At 43.8% G+C, this 13,894-nt stretch carries 10 protein-coding genes and 1 pseudogene; 5 read left to right on the top strand and 6 right to left on the bottom strand.

The window, feature by feature from the left end; all coding sequences use genetic code 11:
• The first annotated feature begins 316 nt into the window (after window positions 1-316).
• Together ED652_RS17520 and ED652_RS17515 are read left to right on the top strand one after the other, a co-directional pair.
• Window positions 317-1,357, top strand: coding sequence for an AraC family transcriptional regulator (locus ED652_RS17520; protein ID WP_122055635.1), 1,041 nt, complete (start codon window positions 317-319; stop codon window positions 1,355-1,357).
• Window positions 1,358-1,508: 151 nt separating this feature from the next.
• A pseudogene (locus tag ED652_RS17515) lies at window positions 1,509-2,954 on the top strand (aspartate aminotransferase family protein).
• 125 nt (window positions 2,955-3,079) lie between these two features.
• Here ED652_RS17515 and ED652_RS17510 read toward each other — a convergent pair.
• Together ED652_RS17510 and ED652_RS17505 are read right to left on the bottom strand one after the other, a co-directional pair.
• Window positions 3,080-4,630: a DHA2 family efflux MFS transporter permease subunit gene (locus tag ED652_RS17510; RefSeq protein WP_065112940.1), complete on the bottom strand. Its 1,551-nt coding sequence runs from the start codon at window positions 4,628-4,630 to the stop codon at window positions 3,080-3,082.
• Between the two features lie 3 nt (window positions 4,631-4,633).
• Complete coding sequence (locus ED652_RS17505) at window positions 4,634-5,698, bottom strand: HlyD family secretion protein (protein WP_122055634.1); 1,065 nt, start codon at window positions 5,696-5,698, stop codon at window positions 4,634-4,636.
• A 127-nt stretch (window positions 5,699-5,825) separates the two neighbouring features.
• Here ED652_RS17505 and ED652_RS17500 point away from each other — a divergent pair, with 127 nt between their 5' ends.
• Entirely contained in the window at window positions 5,826-6,728 is a 903-nt protein-coding gene (locus ED652_RS17500; RefSeq protein ID WP_017105947.1) for a LysR family transcriptional regulator, read from the top strand.
• Window positions 6,729-6,835: 107 nt separating this feature from the next.
• Here the strand turns inward: ED652_RS17500 and ED652_RS17495 are convergent, their stop codons facing one another.
• From ED652_RS17495 to ED652_RS17480, 4 genes are all read right to left on the bottom strand, one after another.
• On the bottom strand, window positions 6,836-9,190 hold the full coding sequence (locus ED652_RS17495; RefSeq protein WP_122055633.1) for a glycoside hydrolase: 2,355 nt from the start codon (window positions 9,188-9,190) through the stop codon (window positions 6,836-6,838).
• A gap of 119 nt (window positions 9,191-9,309) precedes the next feature.
• Window positions 9,310-10,128, bottom strand: coding sequence for a DUF2861 family protein (locus ED652_RS17490; RefSeq protein WP_122055632.1), 819 nt, complete (start codon window positions 10,126-10,128; stop codon window positions 9,310-9,312).
• A complete protein-coding gene (locus ED652_RS17485) occupies window positions 10,125-10,775 on the bottom strand; it encodes a response regulator transcription factor (RefSeq protein WP_122055631.1) in 651 nt (216 codons plus the stop codon). The genes ED652_RS17490 and ED652_RS17485 overlap by 4 nt, the downstream gene beginning before the upstream one ends.
• The gene (locus tag ED652_RS17480; RefSeq protein WP_122055630.1) at window positions 10,753-12,162 is read right to left on the bottom strand and encodes a DUF3404 domain-containing protein; all 1,410 of its coding nucleotides are present in this window, start codon (window positions 12,160-12,162) and stop codon (window positions 10,753-10,755) included. The genes ED652_RS17485 and ED652_RS17480 overlap by 23 nt, the downstream gene beginning before the upstream one ends.
• 243 nt (window positions 12,163-12,405) lie before the next feature.
• Between ED652_RS17480 and ED652_RS17475 the strand changes: the two genes are divergently transcribed.
• The gene (locus tag ED652_RS17475) at window positions 12,406-12,939 is read left to right on the top strand and encodes a YbhB/YbcL family Raf kinase inhibitor-like protein (RefSeq protein WP_122055629.1); all 534 of its coding nucleotides are present in this window, start codon (window positions 12,406-12,408) and stop codon (window positions 12,937-12,939) included.
• An 81-nt stretch (window positions 12,940-13,020) separates the two neighbouring features.
• A complete protein-coding gene (locus ED652_RS17470; protein ID WP_122055628.1) occupies window positions 13,021-13,803 on the top strand; it encodes a helix-turn-helix transcriptional regulator in 783 nt (260 codons plus the stop codon).
• The last annotated feature ends 91 nt before the right edge of the window (window positions 13,804-13,894 follow it).

The following is a 13,894-nucleotide window of genomic DNA, read 5'->3' as shown; positions in this document are numbered from 1 at the left end:
AAACATTACGTTAGACGGGATTTATGCAAAACTTAATGCTTAAGGTTCAGTCTATGATTGGTAATTAAAGAATATTAACTCCCAAGCGCTGGTTGATGTGTAGAGGCTAATTTTGTCTACCAAATGCGGTGAGATTCTATAAAACATACGAGGGGAATAAATATGTTTTGTTGTTAGTTTAATCGGGTGATCAATTCGTAGTTAAAAGGTAAGTAAAGCAGGGCATTAGACTAAATTTCCTTATGTCGCGTAGTGGCTAGTATGGCGCTATACATATGATTATTATCTAATTCTTGTTAGTAATATCCTAAAGAATATGCAAAATAATAATTATGAAATACCTTTGGTTAGAACAGACTGTGTTCATCATTTTGGCGATGTCTTTAAAGGGAGGGATATTACAACTCATTCATTGATTGATACGGTCAAAGCTCCATTTGATATCCAAACATGTAAACTTGAATATCTGCCTGAAACCATTTTACTCAATCTTGTTCAACTATTGGGGGAGAGTGTATCTGCAGAGTTGTTTGTGGCTAATGTTCAAAGGGTATGTAAAGAGTCATATATTCCCAGCATATTAAGCGAGTTAAAACTCAGTGGAAACGTTACTCTCCAATCTGCTCTTGAGGCCTTCTGCGAAATTCTGACGGGCTACTCTAGTGGTGCAAGAATATCATTGGTGTTCCACAGTGGTCACTATTGGCTAGTTCGACGTAAAAACGGTACTAGTCAGAAATGGTTTAAGTATGCTGAGATCTTCTCAATCATATTTATGGATGAGTTGGTATCAGCCTTATCAGAAGCCAACTCTGACGAAAAATATGCAACCGTTATAAGTTCTGATCTCGAATCCTTTTTTAAGTGTTCACTCTTAAGCCATATTCAGTTTTTTACTCTCCGTTCTGTCACTGCCCTACGTTTAGATAGCGCGACCCTAAGTCAAAAAGTGAGTATCCAAGAAAGAAACACAACCGCAGAACTTGACGGTTTATCTCCTATACCACGCGACTTCGTTTGCTCCCTCAAACATGCCTTGAAACCCTACTTGTCCACGGGAAAACTCTCAATATCCAGAGCATCCGATATTTTAGACATCAGCACTAGAACGATTCAGAGACGGTTAACTAAAGCGGGTGTCACATACAGTGACGTTTTGGAAGAGCTTGTTTTAACTGAAATTACTGACCTACTAAAGTCCAGTCGTATGCCAATAACAACAATAGCGACTCGTTTCGGTTATGGGGATTCTGCAAACTTTACTCGACTCTTTAAACGGAAAATGAAGATGACTCCCTCGCGATACAGGAGAACCTATAGCTTGCAAGAACCAGCGTTAATATCGTCTGTAGAGTGATGATTCAAGGGTAAATAGGACATAGTTTGAAGGGGAGAAGTACGGCGGAAATCGATAGATAACATATCTAAACTCCATGGCGCGATATGACAATTTTTCAATGTTTGAATCCAATAACATTATTGAATGCTTACTAAACAGAGAAAACACAATGACACATCGCTTTAATGAATACCGTTTACCACTTGAGAGTTCACTTAAACATGCTGTTTCGTACTTAGAGTCTTTGGATGACAGACCTGTAGATCGAGGCGCAACGTCACAGTTTTTACGTGAAGCTATTGGTGGAAGCTTACCAATGAAACCGACGGCAGCATCAATAGTCATCGATGAGATGGTTGAGAACGTGGATGCTGGCCTTATTGCTTCAGGCGGTGCTCGTTTCTTTGGGTACGCGATTGGTAGCTCATTTCCTGCATCGTTGGCCGCCGTTTGGTTGGTGAGTGCATGGGACCAAAATGTACCTTATTACGTATCAAGCCCAGCAATGTCGGTTGTTGAAGAAACTGCTGCAGAGTGGATGGTTGAGTTACTCGGCTTGAATAAAGGGACGGCTGTTGGTTTTACATCAGGCGCACAAGAAGCCATCTATACGGCACTGATTACGGCTCGCAATACGTTGTTAGAGCGTGCAGGCTGGGATGTGGTGACAAAGGGGTTATTTGATGCTCCACGTATCAACGTTGTTGTCAGTGACCAGATTCATTCAACCATTAAGCGTGCACTTTCAATGATTGGTATTGGTCTTGAAACAATCGTCACCGTACCTACCGATGATAATCTGCGAATTATTCCGGAAAACTTAACACAGACCATTTCCGCTTTAGAAGGTCCAACGCTCGTTTGCGCTCAAGCTGGTTGTATCGACTCCGGTGCATTTGACCCGTTTAATGATCTGGCTGATGCCATTGCAATGCACGGTAATGCTTGGCTGCATGTCGATGGTGCTATTGGTTTATGGGCTGCTGCGAGTGACAAGCAAAAACACTTGCTGAAAGGTATTGAGCGAGCAGACTCGATCGATACTGATGGGCATAAGTGGTTCAATATGCCGTATGACAGTGGGATGGTTATCGTCAAAGATGCGGATGCTCTATCGAAAGCGATGGGTGGGAGCAATATGGGCGATTATTAGAATGATGCGATGGAAAAACCAGACCGAAACGCAATCAACTTCGGTATCTCTGCTTCTAGAAGAGCGCGCGGTGTCCCTGTATACGCAGCATTTAAGTCGCTAGGTAAAGAAGGCATTGTTGAACATATCGATCATTGCACAGACCTCGCTCAGCGTATGGCTGAAATACTGGCCGCTGTCGATCGGATTACAATCTTAAATGATGTTGTCTCTAATCGTTTTTCCGCACAATTTGGTAACGGTGATAGGGAATATCGTAATGAACTCACAGGAAGAGTGGTGCATCGTCTACAAGAAGAGGGCACGCTTTACCCATCAACATCAGGCTACAAAGGGTTGAAAACAATGTTGTTTTCCGTGTTGAGTTGCCATACTTCCGTGGAAGACATCGACCTTTCTGCGACAAAAATTATTGAAGCCTACTTAACAGAAAAAGAACTCATGGATTGTATTGATTCTTAGTTAATTCGCTAGATCCAAACAATAACCCCCTCTCTAAGTTACTATGTATAAGCTTAAGGTGGGGTTTATTTGGTTCTTTTGTTCTTTGCCATTTAACTTTGCTTACTCTAACAAATCAAAGCACCCTAATCTCGCATATTAAGGATTAATACCGCAGCTAATGCTAAGAATGCCGTCATCATTAAGAACACATCGTTATAAGCCATGATAGCGGCGTCACGTTGCATGGTTCCGAGTAAGCTAGCTTGCGCTTGTTGCATTGCTGTCGCGGCATCACTTCCTGATTGGATAAAGAACGCTTGTTGATCTTTGAGCGTTTGCCAGCCCAATTGGCTCACTGAAGGCAGAGACTCTTTGATATGAGCCAAATGCTCGCGCGTTTTGTTATCTAGCAACGTAGCAATAATCGCGATACTAAATGCGCCACCCAAGTTACGCATTACGTTGGTTAAGGTCGAAGCGTCAGGCGTGTCCATTTTGCTGATGTTTTTCATCGCAACCAAAGACAGAGGAACCATAATAAACGGGCTACCGATAGCGCGCAGAACCATGGACAAGATCAACTGTTGGCCACCAAAATCAATCGTCATATGTGTATTCACGTAACAACTGAAGCCAAACATCGCGAAACCAAAGGTCACTAAGTACTTAGGCTTAATGATTTGCGTCAGCTTGGGCACGATTGGGAATATCAGAAGTTGTGGGAAACCCATCCACATCAAGACTTCACCAATTTCCATTGCGTTATATTGTTGAATTTGAGTGAGATACATTGGCAGCACATAGATAGAGCCGAGCAATGCCATCCCTAGAATCAAATAGGCGATACAGGACATAGCAAACTGCCCATCCCGCAATAGCCGCAAATTCACGAGTGGCTTTTTGTGTTGGAGTTCGTTTATCACGAAATAAACCAAACTCACTGCAGACACAATACTTAGGCCAATGATAAAGCTCGAACTGAACCACTCTTCACGGTTACCTTCTTCTAGTACCACTTCCAAACAACCGAGCCCTAACGCCATGGTCGCGATACCAAACCAGTCAGCTTTTTTCAGCGTGCCAAGGTCGAGCTTTTCATCGTCTAAGCCATATCGAATCATGGTGATCACGAGTAGAGCGGGTGGGATATTAATGTAGAAAATATAGTGCCACGAGAAGTTCTCGGTTAACCAACCACCAAACGTTGGGCCAATAGACGGAGCAAACGTCGCCGTTACGCCGAACAATGCCATACCCACGGCACGCTTGTTGACAGGCAAAAGCTGAATCACTAGCGAGAAAGCAAGCGGGATTAAAGCACCACCACTAAAACCTTGCATCGCTCGGAACACGATCATCGAGGTCATATTCCAAGAGAACGAACACAGCAAAGATGAAATGGTGAAAATGGCCGTCGTCCACGTAATATAACGACGTTTACCAAGCGCTTTAGAAAGCCAACCACTGAGTGGGATAGCAATCATCTCTGCGACTAGATAAGACGTAGAAATCCACGAGCTTTCATCTAAGGTGGCAGATAGCGCACCTTGAATATCTTTGAGAGACGAGTTGGTGATCTGAATATCCAAAATCGCCATAAACGCGCCAATCAAACCGCCAAATAGGGCGATCCAATGACGTCTTGAAACCTCGCCATCATCATTAGTGTGGGTGACAACACCAGCGTTACTCATGGTCTAGCCTCGTTTATCGATGGTCGCTACCACAGACAAACCAGGAAGCAGTCGACCTTTCAACTCTTGCTGATCTGGAATGATGATCTTCACCGGTACACGTTGAACGATTTTAGTGAAGTTACCTGTCGCGTTTTCTGGCGGCAGTAGCGCAAACTTTGCACCAGTAGCAGGGGAGAAGCTGTCTACAACGCCTTCGAGTGGTTGTCCCGGGAAGGCATCTAATTCGACTTCTACGGATTGACCTTTATGAATGCCGCTTAGCTGTGTCTCTTTGAAGTTAGCTTCGATCCACACTTGGTTGTTTGGTACTAAACTCATCAATGGCGCGCCTGCTTGAATCAACAAGCCTTCACGTACGCTGCGTTTGCCAATTACACCGTCTGCTGGCGCGTAAACTTTGGTGTAATCAAGGTTAAGTTGTGCTTGATCTCTTTGCGCTTGAGCTTCAGTCACTGATGCTTTTGCTTGTTCTATCTCACTAGCAATAACGGTTAATTGATCGTTGGTCGCAACGAGGTTTGCTTTTGCTTCTTCGAGATCTGCTTGAGTCACTTTTTGTTGTGCAGCCATGCTATCGACTTCATCTTGAGACGCGTAGTTACGTTTAAGTAAGCTACGAGAACGTACCACTTGCTGAATAGCACGTTCGTATTCAGCTTGTGCAGAATCGACACGGCTTTCTGCTTGGTTAATTTTGCTACGTTGTAACGTTTGTTGTGCCATTAGATTTTTTACGTCTGATTGCACCACGCTTAAATGGGCATTGGCTTGAGCGAGTGCTGACTGGTAATCACGGTCATCGATTTGAACCAACAAATCACCTTCTTTAACCGATTGGTTATCACTCACATAAGACTTAACGATATAGCCACTTACTTTAGGACTAATATTGGTAATGTCGCCTTGTAGGTAGGCATTGTCGGTTGACTCGAAGTACTGGCCATAGCCATACCAATATCCAGCGCCAGATAAGCCCAATGACAGCATGATCGCAGTAGCAATAAGCGGTGCTTTTTTACGTTTTTTTGTGCTTACTGATTGCGAAGCGTTGTTGTTCTCTGTCATTTCTCTTTCTCTTTTGGCTTTTATTTAGATGTAACGAATTGTAAATGAATCTCATTGATTGATAAGATAGGAAAAGAGAGAAACACTGTTGCAAAAATCTAACTAATAGCGAGTTTGGGAGACAAGTATGGACTTGAATGCTGTGACTGTTTTTACACAAGTGGTTGATTGTGGGAGTTTTACGCATGCCGCCGAAGCGCTCAACATGACTAAATCAACCGTCAGCCGAAAACTGGCAGAGTTAGAACAGCATTTAGGTGTGAGGTTGATCACTCGTTCGACACGAAGTTTAGTGTTAACACCGGAGGGTGAGCGCTTTTATCAGTCGAGTATGCAGATGCAAGAGATCATGAACCAAGCTGAGTTAGAGGTGTCTGCCAATCAAGACTTGATCAGAGGCCCTCTCAATGTGGTGCTTCCTGTCGAACTTGGGCATCAAGTGTTAGCGCAATACATTCACAGTTTCTTAAAAGAGCACCCGAATGTGACTTTGAATTTGGAATTGACCAATCGAGAAGTCGACATCATTGCGGAGGGTATTGATCTATACGCGCAAATTGGTGAATTGGTGGATTCGAGTCTGGTTTCTCGATATCTCACCACTTCAAAAAGAACGCTTGTGGCAAGCCCTGAATATCTGGAACAGTTTGGAGAAATCAAAACACCCTCAGACTTAAAGTCTCCATTTCGTCTGATTGAAGTGGTAAATAAAGCCGCTCGTTTACCTAAGTGGCATTTGCAGTTGGAGGGAGGCGAGTCGGTATTGATCGATTTACCATATCAGTTGAGAGTAAATACGATTACTGCGTGTCTTACTGCTTGTGTGGATGGGCTTGGGTTAGCGGTATTACCAGAGTTTATTTGTAGAGAGCACTTTAAGACGGGTAGGTTAGTTCGTCTATTGCCAGAATATGAGATGCCGGAAGTTTCAGTAAGCTTGGTGTATGCCGACAGACAACTGATGCCCAAGCGCAAAAAGGTATTCATTGATTATCTACTCACGGCATTTCAAAGCCGCAAACATGAGTAGCTTTTTGTCTAACCACTCTTAAGTCGCGACACAAGTATTCAGTTCTTTAGTCCGAAATAGAAAGCTAAAGAACTGAAGAACTCACTAGCGAAACAATAAGAGTTCGATCAATTGAGCTCTGGTTCCCACTCTACGATTTGTCCATTACTTAATACGGCTTTGATAGACGTTGCCGCAACATCGACACCGTTTTGGTGAAACGCTTGGTCAGAGAAATTCGCGATGATCTTACTGCCATCATCAAACACGGTTTGTTGAACCTTGCCGCTATTGTCTAACCATATGAAGTCGACTAATTGTTTATCCCATAGCTGCTCATGTATTGGCTCAAATCCATCTTGATAGTGCTTCAAAGCCTTAAGCCTTGGGCTTGAACTCGATAACGCTTCATCTCGTGTTAAGTGAACCATGGCTGGCGTGTTGTAAAGCATGGCAGTCAAATCACGATGGGCTTTCACATTGGTGAATTTCAAGCTGTCTGAATGCCAGTGGTGGGTGTTAATCACTTCGTCGTGAAATACGGCTTGGTACAGCGGAATTCGGTATTGAGACGAAAACAGCAATGACTTGTAGGGTTCTTTGACCTTAGCGGACTTGAAGAAAAAGTCAGGTTTATGGTCTGGATACCAACGACCCAAGTAATAAGGTGATTGGAGGTTTTCTTTCATCTCTTTGTCTGACCAACCAAAGCCGACCGTTTCTAAGCCGTGTGCAAACGCGATGCCTTTTGTCGTCAGGCTATTGCCATCTTCAGAACCAAGCACCAAATCTGGTTGATCGCTTAACCACTGCATTCGGTTATTGAAGGCAGAAAGTACATCCGACTCACTGGTGTTATCGCGGTAATCTTCACGTGCCATTGCCGTCGCATCAACATCTAGGAACAGGCTATTGAAGTGACCAAAACGCATGATGTCTACGGCGCGCTGTTTTACGTAATCCAAATGGCAATTCGGATTCAAGTAAAAACCGTTTCCTCGAAATCCTTTTTTCAAACTGCCATCCGCCATTTCAATCGCACAACTTTGACGCATCGGCTTTGGTAATTGGGCGGTTAGCCAGTTGTCGTTTAACTTGACGGGTATTGCTGTGTTGTAGGAGTCATAAGTGCCGACCAAATAACCGGATTGCTTAGCGAGTTCTACTGCATTTGGTTGATAGAATGCTGGCATCCAGTTATCGAAGCCTAACCAAAGCTTGTTTAATCCTGCTTTGTTCAGATTGTTGATCATATCCGATGATAAGGCTTGCCCCCAAGTATCCGGTGCATTGAGATAAGAGGAAGCATGCTTAATCAACCAGCTTTTCTTGCTTTGAGCTGCGGTGTGTTGAGTTTTAATGGTGTTATCAGCAAGTGTTGGCGTTGCAACAGGATACAAGCTTTGTAATGACTGGCTAATAGAGTCTAACAGCAGCTGTTTGTGATACTGGCTAAACCAATCTTTGCCTTTAGACAGAGGGGATAACTCTCGCTTCGCTTCACTTGAAATGTTTAGCTGAGAGCTCTCTAGATACCAGGCTTTTAATCCCCACCAGTCGCTCACATCTTGGATACTTAAAGAATCTTTACCAAACAGATAAACGTGGCTCGCACCAATTAGCTTGCTCACGTCAGGGCTACGCTTTTGCTTTTCGACAAGCGATTCGGAGAGTCCATTTTTAATGCGCCAATCTCGGTATTGTTTGGCCCCATCTAACCAAGATTCTCCAAGTGTTATGCGAACCGTAAAAGGCTGTGATTGATTCAACGTTGTAAATTGGTGCGAAGCGCTAATATCAATCTTGGTCTTCTTATCAGAGGGCGTATCCGACGATGCATCAGAAAAGAATAATTGGTTGTTGGTTGGGGTAATCATCTGATAACTGATGAATTGATCGTTCTGCTGTACCGTCCAAAATGGCATTTTTAAGTCTTGAGTGGTGTTACTTCCTGAATGGTTTTCGACTAGGTAATTGGCCCATTGCTTGTTGTTGGTCGGCACGCGCATACCCTCACTAAAGGGCAGGAATAGAGTCTGAGTTTGTTGTTCTGCTAGGTCAAACCAAACGAGTTCAATGGGGTGATTTCGCTTTACCTGTGTGTTTGAAGGTAAGGTGAATTGGACGAGAAGATCACCTTGCTTAAGTTCGGCTTCAACATTGATTCCGCTCGGCATGAGCGTCCAAGAAGCCTTGGCTTTTGAGTCTGTAACTAGGTGAGTAACTTTTTGAGGTTGACGATCAACGGTCAAAGCTGTGCTATTAACGCTTAAGCCATTCCAATCTATCGCTAATGTTTTTGTTGAAATCGATACTATGTTGTTGGTGTTGTTGGTGTTGTTGGTGTTGTTGGTGTTGGCGGTGTGGCTATTGCTGATAAGGGCGATTTGATTATCTTGTGCGTTTGCCGAGAACGCACAAGTCGTGAATAGAGCCGCAATAGTAAAAGACGTAAAATTAAGTTGATGACGAACGTTGACCATATCTAGATTCCGTAAAGGGTAAGTACGGTCATTACACCCAAGTCGCGTTGGTGTTTTGTCACCTATATGTCTCTATTCTTTCCCTTAGGTGTTTAATGCCATTGTATAGCGAGCTTAACTTAGAAAGGCACCGCGACACGCTGGACATATTGGATTTCAATCGCACCTTGGTATTCAAACATTTCAACCGATGCACTCAAATGTTTGGCTTTAGTTGCCGAAGGACTTTCTGTCGGAACTGTTGTTTCAAGTGACTTGATTGGTACCTTGAAACCTAACATGTCGTAGTTTTCATCAAACCATTGCCAACTCACATTGGTGTCCGGGCAGTTGTCGATCACCTTGGGTGGCGTTACCACAATGTGCGGGTCGTTGAGTTTGCTTTCGAGTGTTAGCCATCGTTTGTTGTCGTCTAAAGCAACAATAATAGGGTAGTTGTTCGAACCTATCGTTAACTGATAAACACCCGATTCCGGTTTGATGAACATCTCACTGGTTTCGATCTCTTGATATTCGACATCAGAATTGAGTCGTCCGTCTATAACCACTTTCCCATCAGGCGAGACCAGAGAAATACGTTGTGTTTGATCTTCTAACCCTTCGCTGAGTTGTTCCGCAGACACTTTGATCTGATAGCCTTGTGATGAAAGACCGTGGCGCTTGATAAAGCTCACTTGAATGTGGTCGTTGGGTGTAGCACTTTGTTCAAGAGTGCTTCCACATTGAGTCCGACTCAGGATTTCTTGTTTAACGGGTAACCAAAGCTGACTATTAAGCTCTGCTTGATCAAGCGCGATTTGCAGTTCTTGCCATGCCACTTGCGGTTGATCATCGAGCAGTGATTGATAGGTGTGTTGCAATGGCGTGTCTGTAAACCAAGCCGCATTACACGCAAAGGGAAATGTACAGAATAGTATTGTTAGAGAGCTTACTTTCATAGTGATTCCCCAGCCAAACGATAACCAACGCCACGATGAGTCTCTAGATTTAGCGTTGGTAGCTTTTGACGTAAACGCAGTATGTGGTTATCAACGGTTCTTGTGCTTGGGAAGGCTTGATAACCCCAAATTTTATTGAGCAACTCATCTCGGTGAAACACACGACTTTGGTTCTGAATAAACAGTACCAATAGCTGAAACTCTTTAGGTTTCAACGTGATTGGACTTTCATCCAGATAAGCGATCCGTTCCGACAAGTTGATTTGGATATTTGCGTAATTTAAGTGGCTAACACCTAACGGACGAAGCTGCGTAATGACTCTGGCAAGCAATTCATCGTTCGAAAATGGCTTAGTCACGTAATCTTTGGCGCCTGCCATTAAACCTTCAACACGTTGTTGAACTTCAACTTTGGCGGTCAACACAATTACAGGTAGAGCTTTGATCAGTAACCAATTAGGTAAGTGTCGCAAGCTGTCGCCGTCTTCAAGTTGTCGATCAAGCACCACGAGATCGGCTCGTAACCACAGCTTACTGGCACTCTGAGCATCTTGCACCCAAAGGCATTGATAACCATTGGACTCAAAGAAGCTGACAAGGCCTTGCCCAAGCAGTGGGTCGTCTTCAATCAGCAGTAGGGTGTTCATAAGCGATTTCCAAAATACATCGGGTTGGTTTACGGAGAATGATTAGACGGCCATTCGCTTGTTTCATCAAGTGTTCGACAATAGTCAGGCCAATGCCCATATTATCTTGTTTGTGATTGCCGCACCGTGTTGTTCTTGAAATAAGTCGTTGTATCAAAGAGGGGAAGTGACCCTCATCTTGTACTTCTATTCTCAGTTTATCTGCGAGGATGACTTTAACTAAAACCTTGCCTTGTCCGTGCTGCTTGGCATTCTTGATCAAGTTATCTAAACAGATGGTTAGCCAGTAATAAGGCAGGTTAAGTTCAACATCTCTTGCTTCACATTGATAAGCAATATTGTGCTTTTCGCAGACATGGTCGAGCCACTCTTCCAATGATGCGTTTTGCTTCAACAAAGGTTCAGACTGATCCGAACTTAGATACACTTTGCTGTTTTCGGTGAGCTGAGAAAGCCTTTGGTAGTCCGAGATTAAACGCCAAACTGCCCCTTGGGTCTCATCGGGAAAATCGTCGTAACGATTTCTGAACATCTCAACGGTTAGACCAAGGCTAGTAATTGGCGTGCGCAGTTCATGAGTAAGAAGCTGTAAAACGAACTGCCTCTCTTTTCGTTGTTTTGTTCTTAGGTATAAGACTCTACCTAGGCCGGAAATCAACGTTAACAGCAATGTAAAGATCAACGTTTTCATGATCAGATTGTCATTGCTAGGCTCGCTTAAGCACACGTTGCTGTAACGAAAAGTGCAGGTTTCACCCGTCAAAGACACCTCTTGCCGCTCTGCAATAGGTTGCCAAACATTTAAGGGAATGGCTTTCCAGCCTTGTTCGCCACTTAACCAAAGCACATCGTCCTGTTGCCAAGCTCGGTATCCACTGAGCAGTGCTTCTCTGCCTTGTGCACTTAGGTTTTCTAGCTGGTTATATAAAGGGTGCTGCGGGTTGGTAAGACTCAAAAATGGGCGTATCTGCTCGGTCACATCTGGGTAAGCGGCTAAATAACGATCAGCAAAACTGCCACCTGCAGGGTGTCGTTTGGAGTGTGCTGCAAACCAAATGGAATCCAATGCTTGCTGCTGACACAAAGCGAGCTCAAACTCGATGGCATCATCTAATGAAGGGTTATTGCTTTCAATCGCTCGGCAGTGATCTTGTATTGACGCTAACGCTGCGATGTCGTCCCAACTGAATTGGTTGAAATCAGGATAGCGGCTACGTTCATGAAGCAGAACTTTCGGATACTGAGCCAACTCTTGTTGAGAGACTAGGATTGGGGATGATTGCCAGCTCAATTGATACAGAGTTTGCCACTTGTCTTGCAAACTTTGGGCATTGGCTAGCGTAGGGAGCCAAAAGGTCAAGCAAATAGCCAATGTAAACCTGCGCATCCAATCATTCTCGTTTAAAGTCGTGGGGTGAGTCTAAAGAGTTTTGGACGCGATTTGTAACCTGAATGTCAACAAGTGTTCTTTTAACAACAAACTGTCGAGTGGGTCATGCTTTTAAATAGTAAAGTAAAAATACAGTAAGTATCATTTGTTTGGATTAAATTAGTTAATTGTGTACTTATTGTCATCATTGGGCGTATGGAGGGAACTATACTGGATTCATACCTAATAAGAGGAACTATCATGAAACTCATCATCAAATCAGTATTAGCAATTAGTATTTTGGCGGCAGGCTCTGCTCAAGCGTTCGAATTAATCAGCAACGATATTCAAGAAGGTCACCCAATGGCGAAGACCTTTGAATACTCAAGTTGGGGTTGTGACGGCGGTAACCTATCACCACAATTGATGTGGAAAGATGCTCCAGCAGGAACCAAAAGCTTTGCAGTCACGGCTTATGATCCAGATGCTCCGACTGAAAGTGGTTTCTGGCACTGGGTTGCGTTTGATATTCCAGCAACAGTGAGCGAGCTACCTCGCGGTGTCGATATCTCTAAAGTGGGTGGCAAAGAAGGCCGCATAGATTATGGAACGGTAGGTTTCGGTGGCGCTTGTCCTCCAGAAAAAGATGGTATGCACCGTTATCAATTCACGGTTTGGGCATTACCAACGGACAAACTTAACCTAGACGAAAATACGCCGTCGGCAGTGGTTGGATTCACGTTGAACAGCATGGCTTTAGACAAAGCGAAACTGACGGCAACTTATACACGCTAATAGCTTATGTACGTTAAAAGCTTATACACGTACATAATAAGCAAATAAGCAAATAAGCAAATAAGCAAATAAGGGGATGAGATGAATCATCAATATCAAGTGACGATCTTTCGTGCAGAGCAGTTACAAAAACTGCGTAATGTGAGGATACTATCCCCTAGTATTATTCAGATCATTACAGGCAGTAAGCGCCTGTTTTGGAAAGACTCAGCGGCAGAACTCTCACATTCTGAGCTGCTGTTGTGTGAGGCATCAGCGTCATTGAGTTTTGAGAACATGCCCCACAAAGGGCGTTTCTTTTCGCGTGTATTCAGTTTTCATTTCCAACCGACGCAAGCAATGCTCGATCTCAGTGAGGATCGAGCAAATGAACTGGATTTACCCACCGTAGAGGGAGATCGAGGTTTGCAAGATTCTCTCAATGCGTTGTTTTCGTTTGATCGTCAGAGCATGAGTGAACAAACCCAACAATTTTGGTTGCAGGGCTTATACCAGCAATTAGCCGAAAAAGGCGTGTTGCATCGATTGTTTGCCAGTGCCAACGTCTCGTTTAGCCAGAAACTCAGCCACTACCTTTCGCATTCACCTGATGACAAGCATCCGCTAGAGTCGGTGGCGGAACGCTTTGCGATGAGTCGCGCCACGCTTATCCGAAAGCTCAAACTGGAAGGTATGCAATATCGTGAGGTGTTGGCCGAAGTTCGGTTGAGTCACGCGCTTTATCTGATGCAAAACGGACAGCAGAATGTTGCGATGTTGGCCCAGTCTTGCGGTTATCAATCGGAAGGACGTTTTAGTCAGCGCTTTAAAGGAAAATTTGGTTTGTCGCCTAGTGAATACATCAAGACAGTGGTCAGTAATTAAGTCGCAAGGCGTATTGAGCAAAGCAAGCCTAGTTAATTACAGGTCGTTGAATAATGGTATAAATACCGTTTTAATAGGTTCAAAACCAAAT

The sequence above is a fragment of the Vibrio sp. Evd11 genome, assembly GCF_900382755.1.
Taxonomy (GTDB): Bacteria; Pseudomonadota; Gammaproteobacteria; order Enterobacterales; family Vibrionaceae; genus Vibrio; species Vibrio lentus.
Note: the sequence above shows the minus strand (reverse complement) of the source record. Positions and strands in the feature narration are given on the sequence as shown.